Source organism: Marivivens aquimaris (genome assembly GCF_015220045.1).
In the GTDB taxonomy this organism is placed as follows: Bacteria; Pseudomonadota; Alphaproteobacteria; order Rhodobacterales; family Rhodobacteraceae; genus Marivivens; species Marivivens aquimaris.
In genome coordinates, this window is the sequence record NZ_JADBGB010000001.1 from 492,473 (window position 1) to 507,689 (window position 15,217).

15 protein-coding genes are annotated in these 15,217 nt (G+C 60.6%); 3 read left to right on the forward strand and 12 right to left on the reverse strand.

Translation table 11 applies throughout. The features are described from left to right. Positions 1 to 85 precede the first annotated feature (85 nt). Positions 86 to 1,729 (reverse strand): CTP synthase, encoded by a 1,644-nt coding sequence (locus tag IF204_RS02450; protein WP_194094383.1) that lies wholly within the window; start codon positions 1,727 to 1,729, stop codon positions 86 to 88. Between the two features lie 188 nt (positions 1,730 to 1,917). Further along, entirely contained in the window at positions 1,918 to 2,319 is a 402-nt protein-coding gene (gene secG, locus IF204_RS02455; protein ID WP_194094385.1) for a preprotein translocase subunit SecG, read from the reverse strand. A gap of 140 nt (positions 2,320 to 2,459) precedes the next feature. On the opposite strand from secG, the gene IF204_RS02460 reads away from it, so the two are divergent. The 3 genes from IF204_RS02460 to IF204_RS02470 all read left to right on the forward strand — a co-directional run bounded on the left by IF204_RS02460 (position 2,460) and on the right by IF204_RS02470 (position 4,681). Continuing rightward, the gene (locus IF204_RS02460) at positions 2,460 to 3,020 is read left to right on the forward strand and encodes a GNAT family N-acetyltransferase (protein ID WP_194094387.1); all 561 of its coding nucleotides are present in this window, start codon (positions 2,460 to 2,462) and stop codon (positions 3,018 to 3,020) included. A gap of 111 nt (positions 3,021 to 3,131) precedes the next feature. After that, complete coding sequence (locus IF204_RS02465; RefSeq protein ID WP_194094389.1) at positions 3,132 to 4,427, forward strand: adenylosuccinate synthase; 1,296 nt, start codon at positions 3,132 to 3,134, stop codon at positions 4,425 to 4,427. Further along, entirely contained in the window at positions 4,427 to 4,681 is a 255-nt protein-coding gene (locus IF204_RS02470; RefSeq protein ID WP_194094391.1) for a DUF2842 domain-containing protein, read from the forward strand. The genes IF204_RS02465 and IF204_RS02470 overlap by 1 nt, the downstream gene beginning before the upstream one ends. Here the strand turns inward: IF204_RS02470 and IF204_RS02475 are convergent. From IF204_RS02475 to IF204_RS02520, 10 genes are all read right to left on the reverse strand, one after another. Further along, positions 4,678 to 5,676, reverse strand: a complete 999-nt coding sequence (locus IF204_RS02475; RefSeq protein WP_194094393.1) for a methyl-accepting chemotaxis protein — start codon at positions 5,674 to 5,676, stop codon at positions 4,678 to 4,680. The genes IF204_RS02470 and IF204_RS02475 overlap by 4 nt on opposite strands. A 13-nt stretch (positions 5,677 to 5,689) precedes the next feature. Further along, on the reverse strand, positions 5,690 to 6,061 hold the full coding sequence (locus IF204_RS02480; protein ID WP_194094395.1) for a response regulator: 372 nt from the start codon (positions 6,059 to 6,061) through the stop codon (positions 5,690 to 5,692). Positions 6,062 to 6,072: 11 nt separating this feature from the next. Further along, positions 6,073 to 6,318 (reverse strand): hypothetical protein, encoded by a 246-nt coding sequence (locus IF204_RS02485; protein ID WP_194094397.1) that lies wholly within the window; start codon positions 6,316 to 6,318, stop codon positions 6,073 to 6,075. Further along, a complete protein-coding gene (locus IF204_RS02490; RefSeq protein ID WP_194094400.1) occupies positions 6,303 to 8,651 on the reverse strand; it encodes a chemotaxis protein CheA in 2,349 nt (782 codons plus the stop codon). The genes IF204_RS02485 and IF204_RS02490 overlap by 16 nt, the downstream gene beginning before the upstream one ends. After that, positions 8,648 to 9,034, reverse strand: a complete 387-nt coding sequence (locus tag IF204_RS02495; protein WP_194094402.1) for a response regulator — start codon at positions 9,032 to 9,034, stop codon at positions 8,648 to 8,650. The genes IF204_RS02490 and IF204_RS02495 overlap by 4 nt, the downstream gene beginning before the upstream one ends. Then, positions 9,031 to 9,873: a CheR family methyltransferase gene (locus IF204_RS02500; protein WP_194094404.1), complete on the reverse strand. Its 843-nt coding sequence runs from the start codon at positions 9,871 to 9,873 to the stop codon at positions 9,031 to 9,033. The genes IF204_RS02495 and IF204_RS02500 overlap by 4 nt, the downstream gene beginning before the upstream one ends. Next, positions 9,870 to 10,496 (reverse strand): HEAT repeat domain-containing protein, encoded by a 627-nt coding sequence (locus tag IF204_RS02505; RefSeq protein WP_194094406.1) that lies wholly within the window; start codon positions 10,494 to 10,496, stop codon positions 9,870 to 9,872. The genes IF204_RS02500 and IF204_RS02505 overlap by 4 nt, the downstream gene beginning before the upstream one ends. Next, positions 10,490 to 11,581: a chemotaxis-specific protein-glutamate methyltransferase CheB gene (cheB, locus tag IF204_RS02510; protein WP_194094408.1), complete on the reverse strand. Its 1,092-nt coding sequence runs from the start codon at positions 11,579 to 11,581 to the stop codon at positions 10,490 to 10,492. The genes IF204_RS02505 and cheB overlap by 7 nt, the downstream gene beginning before the upstream one ends. After that, complete coding sequence (locus tag IF204_RS02515; RefSeq protein WP_194094410.1) at positions 11,578 to 13,155, reverse strand: chemotaxis protein CheW; 1,578 nt, start codon at positions 13,153 to 13,155, stop codon at positions 11,578 to 11,580. Before IF204_RS02515 ends, cheB begins: the two co-directional genes overlap by 4 nt. Before the next feature lie 69 nt (positions 13,156 to 13,224). Then, the gene (locus tag IF204_RS02520) at positions 13,225 to 15,165 is read right to left on the reverse strand and encodes a methyl-accepting chemotaxis protein (RefSeq protein ID WP_194094412.1); all 1,941 of its coding nucleotides are present in this window, start codon (positions 15,163 to 15,165) and stop codon (positions 13,225 to 13,227) included. Positions 15,166 to 15,217: the final 52 nt, after the last annotated feature.

Sequence of the window (15,217 nt, forward strand, 5' to 3'; positions counted from 1 at the left end):
TTCAAATATCCCGGGGGTGAACGGCCAAAGGCCGGAGGGGGCAGAGCCCCCTAAAACGAGCGGCGCCCGAAGGCGCCGCAATCTCTTAGACCAGTCGCGAGTTCTCGACCGCCGCGCGGACGAAGTCCGCAAACAGCGGGTGCGGCTCGAACGGCTTGGACTTCAGTTCGGGGTGGAACTGGACGCCGATGAACCACGGGTGGTCCTGCCATTCGACAATCTCCGGCAGACGGCCATCCGGCGACATGCCTGAGAAGCACAGACCGGCGTTCTCCAGCTTCTCGCGGTACTTCACGTCGACCTCGTAGCGGTGACGGTGACGCTCGGCGATGCGGGTAGTGCCGTAAACTTCGGCAACGCGCGAACCTTCCTTGAGTGAGGCGTTGTACGCGCCAAGACGCATGGTGCCGCCCTTGTCGTCGGTTTCCTTGCGGGTGACGGTCTGGTTGCCCTGGATCCACTCTTTGAGGTGGTAGACGACCGGCTCGAAACGCTTTGCCCCTGCTTCGTGGTCGAACTCTTCCGAACCCGCTTTTTCGATGCCGGCAGCGTTACGCGCGGCTTCGATGACGGCCATCTGCATACCAAGGCAAATGCCGAGGTAGGGGATCTTGCGCTCGCGGGCGAACTGGGCCGCCTTGATCTTGCCCTCGGTGCCGCGCTCGCCAAAGCCGCCCGGAACGAGGATCGCGTTGTATTGGCCGAGGCGCTCGCCAACGTCTTCCTTGTCGAAGTCTTCTGCGTCGACCCACTCGACGTGGACCTTCACACGGTTGGCCATGCCGCCGTGGGTGAGGGCTTCCTTGATCGACTTATAGGCGTCTTCGAGCTGGACGTACTTGCCCACGATCGCAACGCGGACGTCGCCGTCGGTGTTGTGGATGCGGTCCTGGACGTCGAGCCAGCGCTCGAGGTTCGGACGCGGAGCTGGCGAGATACCGAAGGCGTCGAGGACGGCTTGGTCGAGGCCCTGACCGTGATAGGCCAGCGGAGCCTCGTAGATCGACTTAAGGTCGTAGGCGGGGATCACGGCGTCGGGGCGCACGTTACAGAACAGGGCGATCTTATCGCGCTCTTTCTCGGGAATCGGATGCTCGGAGCGGCAGACCAGAACGTCAGGGGCCAGACCGATCGACTGGAGTTCCTTGACCGAGTGCTGGGTCGGCTTGGTTTTCAGTTCGCCCGACGCTGCCAGATAGGGCAGGAGGGTGAGGTGCATCAGGATGCACTCGCCGCGCGGACGTTCGTGGGTGAACTGGCGGATGGCTTCGAAGAACGGCAGACCTTCGATGTCGCCGACGGTGCCGCCGATTTCGCAGAGCATGAAGTCGACTTCGTCCTCACCTTGGCGAAGGAAATCCTTGATCTCGTTGGTGACGTGCGGAATCACCTGAATGGTTTTGCCGAGGTAGGCACCGCGGCGCTCTTTCTCGAGCACGTTCGAATAGATGCGGCCCGACGAGATCGAGTCGGTGTTGCGTGCAGCAACGCCGGTGAAACGTTCGTAGTGACCGAGGTCGAGGTCGGTCTCCGCACCGTCGTCGGTGACGAACACTTCGCCATGCTCGAAGGGCGACATCGTGCCCGGATCGACGTTCAGATACGGATCGAGTTTGCGAAGACGGACGCTGAAACCGCGTGCCTGAAGCAGGGCGCCGAGAGCAGCAGAAGCAAGGCCCTTACCAAGGGACGAGACCACACCGCCGGTAATGAAAATGTAACGCGCCATCGGACAGGCAACCCCCGTGTTGTCAGTTCATATATCGAAAAGAGAGAAGGGCCGGATTACGCAGCCAGCCCTATCAACCACGGGATTTAATTATAACCGGATTCGCCCCGCAAACGCAACCGGACACGCAACATCGTGTTGGGCCAAATGGCCTCAATACCTATACGTAGTGATTACTAGGTAGAGACTTAGTTCGACGCCGGTGCCGGCGGCAGATCGGGGTCGGTTTCTTCAGCAGGGGCCGCATCGTTTGCAGCATCCGACGGAAGAACCGGCGGCAGCAGATCGCTACCCAGACCCGGAAGAGCCGTACCGTCTTCGCTCTGCTCTGCAGCGGGCAGGCTGTCCAGAGTGGACGACGAACCGAGCTGTTGGCGTGCGATGATGGTCAGCGCCAGAGACGAGATGATGAACGCGATTGCGAGGCCCCAAGTGACCTTGCCGAGCGCAGTTGCTGCGCCGCGAGCGGACATAACGCCGCCACCGCCGCCGCCCATGCCAAGGCCGCCGCCTTCGGAGCGCTGCATGAGGACAACGCCGATGAGGCTCAGTGCGATGATCAGATGTACGACGAGTACGACGCTTTCCATGGGGCTCTATCTCTGCCTTCTGTGAACGCGAGGTATCTAGAGGGACAAAGCGCGGGTCGCAACCCCTCATCGGGCCGCAGACCGGACTTTCTCTGGATTGGCGGTCTTGTGTGGTGGAAAAGAAGGAATAGAAGAAGCCTATGGTTAAATCTTTCGACATCCGCCCCGCCGTTGCCGCCGACGCTCCCGCCATTGCGGACGTGCAGGTTGCCTCTTGGAACACGACCTATCGCGGGCTGCTGCCTGACGCGCTGATCGACCGGATCACCGTGCCTGATCGCACGCAGCAATGGACGCGGATCATCAACACCCTTGATGAAAACGGCACTGGTAAGGTGTTCGTCTGCGAAGCGGATGGAAAGGTCGTCGGCTTTGCTAGCGTTGGCGCGCAGCGCGAGCCGAACCTGAAAGAGAAGGGCTATGACGCGGAACTGACCTCTGCTTACCTCTATCAGGAGAACCAGCGCCAAGGCATCGGCAACGCGCTGGTGAGTGCCTGTTTCGAAGAAGGTGCACGACTGGGATATAAAGGTATCACCGCTTGGGTTCTCACAACGAACACGCCCGCGCGGGCGTTCTACGAGAAATTCGGCGGTGAAATCATCGAAGAACGCGAATCCGACGATCGTCACGAAGGGGTGTCAGAGACCGCTTATGGCTGGTCGGATCTCGCCGCTAAGGTTGCAAAGTCGGTGTCCTGAGCCGCCTCTGCGACGTTTCGTTTCGATTTCATGACAGAATGCGGTTCCCTGCCCACAAAAGCACCGCTATACGGACGCGGGTTTTGAGCCGCTAATCGAGGAGACTCAGGTATGGCCAACGTAGTCGTCGTCGGTGCCCAATGGGGTGACGAGGGTAAAGGCAAGATTGTGGACTGGTTGTCGGAACGCGCCGATGTGATCGCGCGATTCCAGGGCGGCCACAACGCCGGCCATACGCTGGTGATCGACGGAAAGGTCTACAAGCTGCACGTTCTGCCTTCGGGCGTCGTTCGCGGCGGTAAGCTGTCCGTCATCGGCAACGGTGTCGTTCTCGACCCTTGGCACCTTGTGAAAGAGATCGCTTCGGTCCGCGAGCAGGGCGTCGATATCTCCAAGGAAACGCTGATGATCGCGGAAAACACGCCGCTGATCCTGCCGATCCACGGTGAGCTTGACCGCGCTCGCGAAGAAGCCGCTTCGGCTGGCACCAAGATCGGCACCACCGGTCGCGGCATCGGTCCGGCATACGAAGACAAAGTGGGCCGCCGTTCGGTTCGCGTGGCCGACCTCGCTGACGATGCGACGCTCGAAGCCCGCGTCGACCGCGCGCTGCTGCACCACAACGCGCTGCGCAAAGGTTTGGGCATGGAGCCTGTCGACCGTGACGCGCTGATCGCACAGCTCAAAGAGATCGCTCCGTCGGTTCTCGAATTCGCCGCTCCCGTTTGGAAGGTTCTGAACGAGAAGCGCAAAGCCGGTAAGCGTATCCTGTTCGAAGGTGCTCAGGGCGCGCTGCTCGACATCGACTTCGGCACCTATCCGTTCGTCACCTCGTCGAACGTGATCGCAGGTCAGGCCGCAACCGGTGTCGGCATCGGCCCGGGTTCGATCGACTACGTCCTCGGCATCGTCAAAGCCTACACCACCCGCGTGGGTGAGGGTCCGTTCCCGACCGAACTGCACGACGAAGACGGTCAGCGTCTGGGCGAGCGCGGCCACGAGTTCGGCACCACCACGGGCCGCAAGCGCCGCTGTGGCTGGTTCGACGCCGCTCTGGTCCGTCAGACCTGCGCGACTTCGGGCATCACCGGTATCTCGCTGACCAAGCTGGACGTTCTGGACGGCTTCGAGACGCTGAAAATCTGCGTGGGCTACGACCTCGACGGCAAACAACTCGACTATCTGCCGACCGCTGCGGACGAGCAGGCACGCTGCACCCCGATCTACGAAGAAATGCCGGGCTGGTCGGAATCGACCGAAGGCGCTCGTTCGTGGAACGACCTGCCGGCCAACGCCATCAAGTACGTCAAGCGCGTCGAAGAGCTGATCGAGTGCCCCGTTGCGCTTCTGTCGACCTCGCCGGAGCGTGAAGACACCATCCTCGTCACCGACCCGTTCGCTGACTGATGGACTACAAGCGTCGCAAACGGCTGGCGCTCCTGATCCTGCTGGTCGGGATGCCGGCCTATGTGATCTTCGCGGTGACGGTCATGTCCAACATCGACCGTTTCCCGAAGTGGGTTGAGCTGCCGACATATATCTTCCTCGGCCTTGCGTGGGCCCTGCCGTTCCGCTGGGTGTTCCTCGGCATCGGCAAAGAGGATCCGGACAAAGAAAAAGAAAACGCCGCGGCCAGTTTGGTCCGCGGCGTTTTCCTTTAGAACAGTTCGATCTTGAGATCGGCTTCGCTGGAATCGGAGCTCAGGTTGGAGGCGTTTCCGCCCTCGAGGTGGACCCTTCGCTGCGAGTACATGACATATTTGTCCGACAGCTGCCGGATCAGATCGTCCACGCCTTCGCGGATGTCCGCAGAGAGGTCACGGTCGCGGATGAATTTGTTCATCGCGCGGAGCATCTCGTCGATGGTCTCGGCCTGCTGGCGAATGACGTCGCCGTTCTGTGCGCAGGACAGCGCCTCGCGAATGGAGCCTTCGATGTTGTTGGCCGTCGCGCGCTTTTCTTCCTGCTGCATCGAGTTCAGTTCGATGAGCTGTTCGAAGTTCGTCGTCACGTCGCCAACGCTACTGCGCGCCTTTTTGAGCGTGTTGGTTTGCGAATCCAGCCGCTCCAGCACGCCGCTGCGATAGCGGAAATCGCCCTTGCTCTCCGACTGGCTGGTGTAGACGCTGAGTTCGGTCAGCACTTCGTCCACGATGGGGCCAAGGCGTTCGGTGATCTCTGCGGTTTCATTGGCAAGGCGACGCACCTCGCCCGAGATGACGGCGAATTCCTTTCCGACCGAACCGGCGCGGGCAGAAGCGATGGTGGCATTGATCGCGATGATCTTGATCTCGCGGCTGAAACTTTCGACGCTTTGCAGCTCGTAGCGCATACTGTCGATCGACTTGGCAATCGTTGCCATGGTCTGACGGGATGCGGTGATTTCCGCACGGACGCGTTCACCCACTGCAATCGCGTCGGCCAGATCGGCCTCAAGCGCGCGCTGATCCTCGCGGTAGGACTGCGCCATGGTGTCGAGGTTGCCCAAGTGCGCGACGGCGGCGTCGGTCTTTTCACGCTCCTCGATGATCTTGTCTTCGATGTCGTGGAGATACCGCATGAAGCTCATCGAGCATTCGTTGGTCTCGTGCGCGATGTTCTTGGTGAGATTGCTCAGCAAGTCGATCAGACGGGGGAGGTGCTCTTTCATAGACATGGTCGGTTCCCTCTTACCCATTTGGCAGCAACTTTTTCAGAACGGTGTCCAGCTGTTGATGATCGACCGGCTTGGTCAGCCAGCCGGTCGCGCCGGCCTGCTTGGCCTGATCGCGGCGTTCCTGCTGGGTGTCGGTCGTCAGCACCAGCATCGGAATAAAACGGAACTGCGGCTGCTGGCGTAGGAAGCCGATCAACTGCGCGCCGTTCTTTCCTGGCATGTGGAAGTCGGTGATGACCATCTTGGGCTGCACGCCGGTACGCAGCTTTGCCACGGCATCTTCGGCGCTATCGGCCGTCAGCGTGGTATGGCCGAACCGCTTGAGCAGCGCGTCCATGCTCATCAGAACTGTGGGGCTATCATCAACGATGAGGATCAGTGCCATTCCTTAACCTTTTATACCTGCTTGACCGAGTGAGGCTTGTTGAAGACCGAGCGCCAGTCGCCCGTGTCTTCTGCCCCTTTGACGGGCATTCCCGATGCCACCACGATTTGAACGACAGCGGTGTGTGCGGACGTACAGTCAGTTACGTCGAGCACCGCGTCTGTGTTAGCGACCATCCACGGATGGAGTTGGTCGATATCCGTTATGTCGACGTGCCCTTCAAACACCGCCGCTTCGGGTGTCAGTGATATTGGCATTCGATCATCTCCCGTAGGTTCAGGGCGAGCAGGATGGAGCCGTCGCCCAAAAGCGCCGTGCCCGCGTACATCTGATGTCCGCTCAGAACGCCGGTCATCGGTTTGACGATGGCGTCCACGCCCGGATGGAATTTGTCGACCACGAGGCCGGATTCATGGCCGTCCACATCGACCACCATGACGCTGAGCGTCTGGGGCTCCTCGATGTCGGGGCATTCGAACAGATCGCGCAGGCGCACCAGCGGAATGAGGCGGTCGCGCAGGACGACCATTTCCGCGTTGCGGTGGCGGCGGATTTTGGCGGGGTCGATCTTCTGGCTTTCGACAACGCTATCGACAGGCACACCGTAGAGGCCATCGCCAACCTCGACCATCATCAGGCGCTGGACGGCCATCGAAAGCGGCAGCGAGAGCGTCACGGTGGTGCCGAAGCCCTGTTCGCTGTCGATGCCGATCTGGCCGCCCATGCGGCGCACCATGCTGCCGACCGAGTCCATGCCGACGCCGCGGCCCGACAGGTCGGAGACCTCTTCCTTCGTCGACAGGCCAGGGAGGAACACCAGTTGCAGCGCTTCGCTGCGGGACATGTTGGCGGCCTTTTCCTGATCGACCAGTCCGCGCTCGACCGCTTTGGTCAGCACGCGGTCTACGTCGATGCCCTTACCATCATCGGAGATTTCGAGAACGACGTTCTCTTCCTTGTGGTAAGCGCGGATACGGATCGTTCCCTGACGCGGCTTTCCTGCCTGTTCGCGGGTCTTGGGGTCTTCAATGCCGTGGTCGATTGAATTGCGGATGAGGTGAACCACGGGTTCGGACAGCTCGTCCACGATTGCTTTGTCCGCCTCGGTGTCTTCGCCATCGACGAGGTACTGGATGTCCTTGCCCAGCTTGCGCGACAGGTCGCGGACGAGGCGATTGAAGCGGCTGAGGATATTGCCGACAGGCACCATGCGGATGTGCATGATCGCCGCCTGAAGCTCTTCGGCGATGCGGTTGATCGTGTTGTGCTGCGATTTGATCTCGCGCACCAGATCACCCGCGTTGTCGGCAGCTTCTGCCTTTTGGGCAAGGAAAGGCATTGCGTTCTTGGCCACGATCAACTCGCCTGCGAGGTTCATCAGCGTATCGACCCGTTCTGCATCGACGCGCAAATGGCTGCTGGCGCGGGGGGAGGGCGTGCTGACGGCGGGGCTGGCAATCTCGGCGGGCGTATCCTCCGGCGGTTGAGGCTGCTGCGGCTCAGGCACGGCGGCGATGGGTTCGCCGAGCGGGGCAAAGGGCTCGTCGTCTGGGGTATCCACGACAGCGACAGTGCCGCCAGCCATCTCGACCTCGATGTCGTGTATCCAGTGCTCCAGCGCCTCGCGCAGCGACGCGGTGTCATGGACAGGCTTGGTACAAACGGCACTGAGTTCCAGCGCGTGGGTCAGACGCTCCAGCACCTGATCGATGCTTTCAAGGCACTTGCGCTCCGAGATGTCGTGCTGTTCGGAGGCGAGCAGTTCTTTCTGCGATGCCAGCAGCTTCGTCGCCATTTCTCTGAGCGCAGCATCGGGTTCGGGCGCGGCCTCCTCGGTGGCAGGAGCCTCGGTCAGGCCGATGGTCTGAATGCTGATCTCGCTCGCGACATATGAGAAGTGGTCTTGTACCTCTGCGGGGCTGGCGTTGGAAACGACGAGGAAGCCAATCTGCACAATGAACGGATCAATGGCGTCGAGTTCGGGCCAGCTTTCGGGCTCCTGTATCTGCATCCATAGCAGGCCAGGCGTTTTAAGCACGTTCTGAAGCGGGTCGTCGCCGGTGAAGAATGCATTGGGCGACGGCAGGTAGGTGACGAAGGTCAGACCCTCTTCCGCACCGGGCAGGGGCGGGACGCCCTCGGGCCATGCGTCGAACGCGGGCGTGGCTTCGTCCGTGTCCTCTGCCTCCACCTCGTCCGCCGAGCCGTCCTCAAGCTGCAAACGCAGGCGGCGGCTGAGTTCGGCGCTCGTGTCCTCGGCGCCTGCTGGCAGGCTTTCTGTCGCGTCGATCTGGTCCAGCCATTCGACAAGCCGGTCGAGCATTTCGAGCAGTAGGTCCGCGATGTCCGAGTTGAAGCGCACGTCGCCGGCACGCACGGCGTCCAGAAGGTCTTCGCCTGCGTGAACCGTACTGGTCAGCGGTTTGAATTCGAACAGACCCGATGCGCCCTTGATCGTGTGGACGGCGCGGAAAAGCTCGTCGATCTGCGCCTTGTTTGAGCTGTCGTTTTCAAGATCGAGAAGGCAGCGCGACGCGGCCTCGATCAGATCGCGGCACTCGGAGACAAATTGTTCGAGAAGCGAATTCATGGCAGCTCCTTCGGTACGAGCAGCTTCAGCAGGATCGCGATATCGTCCGGTGTCGCGGGTTTGATGAGGTAGTGGTTGGCGCCGGCGGCGTAGGCTTTGTCCTGATCGACAAGCTGCGCTTCGGTGGAGATCATGACAGCCGGAATGTGGCCGAGCGTTTCGGACTGGCGGGCGGTCTTGATGAACGTGTAGCCGTCCATCACCGGCATGTTCACATCGACGAACATCACGTCGACGTGGGTCTCCAGCGCCTTTTCCAGCGCCTCGACACCGTTTTCCGCTTCGACGGTTTCCCAGCCCTGCTGCTCCACCAGTGCACGGTGATACATCCGGACAGTTGTCGCATCATCGACGATGAGTGCTTTGAGTTTGCGTGTCGTCATGAGCTTGGCCTCTGATAGACGATCGACTCGGGGAACCGTCTGACCTGAAAAAGGGAAGTCATGCGGCTGATACTCTCGGAGTGGCCGAGGAACAGGAAACCTCCCGGATTGAGCGCGTCGAACAGCGCGTTGATGGCGAGTTGGCGTGACTTATCATCGAAGTAGATGAGCAAGTTCCGGCAGAAGATGACGTCGTATCCGCGCAGTTTCCGGCAGTCGTCGCGGTTGGACAGGTTCATGCGGAACAGGTGTACAGCTTCGCGGATGTCGTCAGAAATCTGGTAACGGCCACCGCTGAGCGACGTGAAATTGCGCTTGAGCACATCGGGCGGCAGGTACTGGACACTGCGGCGGCTGTAGATGCCTTCAAGCGCGCGATCGAGCACGTCGGTGTCGATATCGGCGCCTTCCAGCTCCACATCATAGGTCGCGAGCCCTGGCCAGTTTTCCATAAGCTGGAGGGCGATCGAATACGGCTCCTCACCCGTCGAGCTGGGCAGGGACAGGATGCGCAGCGGGCGGTCCGCATTACGATCGGAACGGGCCAGTTCGTTCATCACGTGGGAAGTGAGAGTCTTGAACTGGTGTTCCTCGCGATAGAAGTAGGTTTCGTTCACCGTCATGACGTTGACGATGTTCTGGAATTCTTTCTGACTGGACTCGAAGCGGAGCGAGATGAAGTAGTCGCGGAACGATTTCGCTCCTGTCTCTTCGATCCGCTTCAGCAGGCGCTTGTCGACGAAATAGCGTTTGCTTTCATCGAATTCGATGCCGGTCTTCTTGTAGAAGTACTCGCAGAAAACATCGAAGTCCTGTTTGCTCAGTGTCAGGACGCTCATATAGGTCCCTCTGAGTGAATGGCTTTGATGCGGTCGATGGCGTGGTTCGTGGCGAATTGCAGATAGGCATCGCCGCTGAAGCGTTCGATGACGGCTTCGAGCACGGGAAGTTCATTGATGCTGCCGATCTCGCTCAGGCGGTCCACGGCGACGCCGACGACGTTCGGGTTGTCCTCGGTTTCCAGCAGAACGCCGAGCCATTCGGGCGCGTCCGAGATCGTTAGCAGGCGGATGATGTCGACGGCCATAATGCGCACATCGGCATCGGCGTCGATCAGCAGTTTCTTGACCTTCTGGGCCGACCGCTCCGGCATCTGCTGGAGGGCATAGACAGCCTCGTTGCGGCGTTCGGCTTCGTCACCGCGCAGTTTCGCGATGAAGGTGTCGACGACCTTCGGGGAGTCCAGCGAGATCAGCGAGTTGATGATGGCTTCGCGAACCGCGGGCGTGTCTTCTTCTTCCAGACGGTCGACGAGCGCAGACAGGGCGGCCTTGCGTCCATAGAGCGCCACAGCAGCTTCGCGTCGGCGGTTCGCGTCGGGGCTGGACAGTTCTTTCTTTGCTTCCACGGTCGAAAGGTCGTCGACACCGGTATCGTTATCGCGCTGGGATTTGACTAGCATTTCGACCTCCGTATCGGCGCGACCATTCCAAGCCACCGCTTCATTTGTTCAGGGATGTCCTCTGCATCCAGCACGACGGTTGCGCCGTCCTTTTCGATCAGTTTGCCGGGCATTCCGAAGACAGCAGAACTGTCCTCCGACTGTGCAATCGTCACGCCACCGCGCTGGTGGATCTGCGCCATTTCGGTCGATCCGTCGTCACCCATGCCAGTCAGCATCACGCCGATCAGGTTCTTGGCATCAATCTTGTCGAGCGCCGTCATGACCATTCGCGACACGCTGGGGTGCCACGGGAATTGCGGATCAGAGGGGACTGGTTCGGCCATGATCCTGTTGAACTTGCGGTTCACGACCACGTCGCGGCCACCAGCGGCGAGGTAGACCTTGCCCGCCGCCAGAGGCATAGGCTCTGTCACTTCGATCACGTCCATTGGGCAGGCGGCATCAAGGCGCTGGGCAAACGTCGTGGTGAATTTCGGCGGCATGTGCTGCGCGATCAGGATCGGCATTGGGAAGGGGCCGCTGATCTGTTCGAGGATGTGTTGCACGATGCCAGGACCGCCTGTGGAGCTGCCGATCAGCAGCAACTCGGCGCGCGGACGGGCGAGGTTCAGGCGGCGGCTCTGCGCGGGCGTTTCCTGCTGGGCATTGCGATTGGCCGCAATACCGCGCGCCTCGCGGGTGCGGCGGGACGCAGACGCGTCATAGGCAGAGCGGATCTTGCGATGCAGTTCATCGACCACGGAGCTGAGGTCCACCGACACCGTACCGTCAGGTTTGGCCACAAAATCCACAGCGCCGAGTTCCAGCGCCTCGAATGTCGCGGCGGTGCCTTTGTCGGTCAGCGAGGACAACATGATTACAGGCGTTTTCCGCCGCTCCATGATGTGCGCAAGGCAGGTCAGCCCGTCCATCTTGGGCATGTTGATGTCCATCGTGATGACATCGGGCTGGAACTGTTCAAGCTTCTCCAAGGCGTCTTCGCCGTCGCGCGCGAATGTAATTTCGATATCGCGCTCGCCCGCGAAACTCTCGCGGAGAACGCGCCGCATCAGTGCAGAGTCCTCTACGAGTAGCAGCCTCATGCCTTGGCATCCCCTGCCTGAAGTTCGTCCGCGTTCAGCACGTCGAAGGCCGAGCTTTCGAGGACCAGCACCATCGACTTGCCGCCATGCGCCTTGGCGACATGCTTCACAAAGCGGGCGGCTTCGGAGTTGAGGGCAGGCGGGTCGGTGAGTTCGTTGCGGGTGACGCGTAGCACTTCGGTGACGCTGTCGACGATGTAGCCGGTCATCACGCCGTCGCTGTTCAGAACGATGATCCGTTGGCGTTCGCTCCGCTCGCAGGGGGCGAGGTGGAAATAGCGCCGCATGTCGATCACCGGCAGAACCATGCTGCGCAGGTTGATGATGCCTGCGACCTCGGCTTGGGCCTTGGGCACTTCGACGAACTGTTCGGGCAGGCGGATGATTTCCTGCACAGCGTGGATACTGATCCCGAAGTCTTCTTTGGCGAGTTTGAAGACGACGAGCTGTACGTCTTCGAGGTCTGCTGCGTCTGCCGATGTGTTCATATCGTCATCCTCCACAGTCTGTTCGGTCATTTCGGTCGAGATTGCGCTCATGGCCTTTTCGGCTTCGGACAGATCCACGCCGCTGATGCTTTCCCCAGCCGACAGAACCGACACGAGCCGCTGGCCGCCGTCGAGTTTGCAGATGCATTCGATCTCGTTCGCGCCGTGGCGTTTGACCCCTTCGGGCACGTCATCGACCAGATCGCGCGGGACGCGGAGCACTTCGCGAACGCGGTCCACGATCATGCCGACACGGCGGTAACCGTCACCGTCCTTGATCTGGAGGACGACAACGCGATTGCTGTCCTTCTGTTCGGTCCGCGCTTGGCCAAGGCAGTCGCGCAGGCTCACCAGCGGCAAAACGCGGTCGCGCAGTGTGCAAAGCCCCACAACGCTGAACGGCGCGTTCGGCACTTCGGCGATCTGGGTCGGGACGCGCACAATCTCGTCAACGTCAGCAAGGTTGAAGGCGTATTCCTCCTCGCCGATCAGCAGGGACACGATCTGGAGGACATCGTCTTGGACTTCCTCGGTGTCAGTCGTCTCGGTGGCTTTGCCGACCTTGCCGGACGAACGCCCCGTCGAGCCGCCAACGACTTCTTTCACCTGAAGCTCTGGCAGACGGCCAGGATCGAAAAGCTGCACGAGGTCATGATCGTTGAAGTTCTTCACCACCCCGCTGAGTAGCTTGGAGTCGATTGTCTTCTCGACGGCGTCGACGTTTTCGATGCGATCGACGGGGACGTTCAGCACTTCGGCAACGCGGTCTACGACCAGTCCGACCTTCATGCCGTCATCGACCACCAGAACCCGCGAAGCATCGCTGGTCTCTTTGTGCTCCACGCCGAGCATGGAGCGCAGATCGAAGACTGGCAGAACTTCACCGCGCAGATTGGCAAGGCCGAGCATACTCGGCGGCGCCATCGGAACACGGGCGAGGGCGGGTACGCGAATGATTTCCTGCACAAGGTCGATCGAGAACGCGAAAATCTCTTCTCGGATCAGAAAGCTCACGAACTGTCTGACCGACGAAAGCTGGCTCTCGTCGAGGTCGGCTTCGATGGTATTCGAGTCCTGCTTGGCCATTTCTGGTCTCCCGATATCTCTCCGGTGGGGCAGAAGGACCTTGCCCTCCGACCTGCCGAACTCGATGGATTAGCGAAGCTGAAGTTCGTCCGCGCTGGCGGCAATGTTGTCGATCGCGATGGACAGTTCCTCGGCACCCTTGCCTTGCTCGGTCGCCGCGATGGACGCCTGATTGGCGGCGGTCTGCGCTTGCTCTGCGGCGGCGGCGATCTGCTCCATGCCCTGCTTGCCGGTGGTGATCGCCTCGAGGATTTCGTCGCTGGAGGTGAGGATATCGGTGTTACCCTCAAGCACGAAAGCCATGTCGCGCGATACGGTTTCGAGCAACTGGGTCGTGCCCTTGGCGCGCTCGACTTCGGCCAGCGAATTCTCGGCGGTTTCCATCAGGTCAAGGCGCACGTTGACGATCTGGTCCTGAATGCCTTTGACCATGTCCTTGATGTCGTCGGCGTTCTTCTGGGCATCCTCGGCGAGGTTCTGGATGTCGGTCGACACAACGGCAAAGCCTTTGCCGTATTCGCCTGCGCGGGCCGCTTCGACGGCGCCGTTGACGGCCAGCATATTGGTCTGGATCGCCACGTTGGCAATCGCGTCGACGATCTTGTCGATGCGGCGGCTCACGACTTCGAGTTCCTGAATTTCGGTGACCGACTGTTTGCCGGTTGTCATCGCTTCGGTGACGCCTGCGATGACCTTCGCGATACCTTCGCGGTTCTCGATTAGAAGCGAATTGATCGCCTCGCCTTTGGTCAGTGCGTCTTGGGCATTTGACTTGGCGAGCTTGGCGTTGGTTTCGATCTGGGTGATGCCAGCGACCGCTTCTTCGACCGAAGACGACTGGAGCGTTGCGGTATCGAGGATCTGCGAGATTGCCGTAGAGATTTCGGTGCTGGCGCGGTTCATCTCTTCGATGGTGGAGGCCAGTTCTTCGGATGCAGCGGCAAGCTCCTCCGACGATTTGCTGATGTCCGCCGAGGTGCTGAGATCTTCTGCAATCTCTACCAGTTCGCTCGTCGCGCGTTCAGCTTCCTGAAGAGCTTCGGACTGGTTGGCAACACTCTTCGCGGCCTGTTCGGCACCTGCGGATTGCTCTTCGGCGGCGGCGGCAATTTGCTCGGCGCCCTTCAATGCCTGTTCTGCTGCCGCGCCCATTTCACCTGCGTTGGACGCCAGCGTTTCTGCACCGGATTTGATAGCCTCCATGTCATCACGGATCTGGCTCAGGTTATCGGTGATCGTGCGACACTTCGCGACTTCCTCGGCGGCGGTCGCAGCAGCATTGCCGACAGCGCCGGCGAGCACGTTGGCTTTGTCCTGAATATTGCGCACCAGTTCGTCGATGTCGGTCGCGTTGCGCTCTGACGCTTCGGCGAGTTTGCGTACGGTGTCGGCGACAACGGCAAAGCCCTTGCCGTGCTTGCCTGCGCGGGCGGCTTCGATCGCTGCGTTGAGCGCGAGAAGGTTTGTCTGGTCCGCAATGCGGATGACCTGATTGACGGCCTCGATGACGTTCTGCGCCTGATTTTCGAGGTCCTTCATCAACTCGACCGATGCCTGCTGACGCTTTGAGCCCGCATCCACGTTCTCGATGAGGCCAGTCACACTGCGGTCGGCATCGGCGATGACCATCTGAAGACGCTGGGTGAGTTCAAGAGACTTCTCGGCTGCTTTGGCCTGAAGGCTCACGCGGCGGTTCACCTGCGTCATCGCAGCGGCGCTTTCCTCACTGGCAGAGGCGGCCTGAACGGCGCCAGAAGCGATCTGCTGCATCGCATTGGATAGTTCCTCCGTCGCGGCACTGGCTTCCTGAACGCCCGCGCTGAGTTCTGCGCATGCGGCGGCGATGTTGTCGGCGGACTGCTTCTGTTTAGCGACGGTGCGAGCACGTTGGCGCTTGAGGTCGACGTTTTCGGTTGCCCGCTTCGATGCGACGGTCGTCGTTGCGCTGGGCTTTGCTTTAGCGACCGGCGTGCCGGCAGCAGAAGTTGCTTTTTGCTTCACGAGCGCCATCCGATGATCCTCCGCGTTGGCGTATGCTGAGGCAAAGATCGCGCGGTAGCGC

Coding starts and splice junctions, on each gene's coding strand:
- IF204_RS02450 (WP_194094383.1), bottom strand. CDS start 1,729: ATGGCGCGTTACATTTTCATTACCGGCGGTGTGGTCTCGTCCCTTGGT.
- secG (WP_194094385.1), bottom strand. CDS start 2,319: ATGGAAAGCGTCGTACTCGTCGTACATCTGATCATCGCACTGAGCCTC.
- IF204_RS02460 (WP_194094387.1), top strand. CDS start 2,460: ATGGTTAAATCTTTCGACATCCGCCCCGCCGTTGCCGCCGACGCTCCC.
- IF204_RS02465 (WP_194094389.1), top strand. CDS start 3,132: ATGGCCAACGTAGTCGTCGTCGGTGCCCAATGGGGTGACGAGGGTAAA.
- IF204_RS02470 (WP_194094391.1), top strand. CDS start 4,427: ATGGACTACAAGCGTCGCAAACGGCTGGCGCTCCTGATCCTGCTGGTC.
- IF204_RS02475 (WP_194094393.1), bottom strand. CDS start 5,676: ATGTCTATGAAAGAGCACCTCCCCCGTCTGATCGACTTGCTGAGCAAT.
- IF204_RS02480 (WP_194094395.1), bottom strand. CDS start 6,061: ATGGCACTGATCCTCATCGTTGATGATAGCCCCACAGTTCTGATGAGC.
- IF204_RS02485 (WP_194094397.1), bottom strand. CDS start 6,318: ATGCCAATATCACTGACACCCGAAGCGGCGGTGTTTGAAGGGCACGTC.
- IF204_RS02490 (WP_194094400.1), bottom strand. CDS start 8,651: ATGAATTCGCTTCTCGAACAATTTGTCTCCGAGTGCCGCGATCTGATC.
- IF204_RS02495 (WP_194094402.1), bottom strand. CDS start 9,034: ATGACGACACGCAAACTCAAAGCACTCATCGTCGATGATGCGACAACT.
- IF204_RS02500 (WP_194094404.1), bottom strand. CDS start 9,873: ATGAGCGTCCTGACACTGAGCAAACAGGACTTCGATGTTTTCTGCGAG.
- IF204_RS02505 (WP_194094406.1), bottom strand. CDS start 10,496: ATGCTAGTCAAATCCCAGCGCGATAACGATACCGGTGTCGACGACCTT.
- cheB (WP_194094408.1), bottom strand. CDS start 11,581: ATGAGGCTGCTACTCGTAGAGGACTCTGCACTGATGCGGCGCGTTCTC.
- IF204_RS02515 (WP_194094410.1), bottom strand. CDS start 13,155: ATGGCCAAGCAGGACTCGAATACCATCGAAGCCGACCTCGACGAGAGC.
- IF204_RS02520 (WP_194094412.1), bottom strand. CDS start 15,165: ATGGCGCTCGTGAAGCAAAAAGCAACTTCTGCTGCCGGCACGCCGGTC.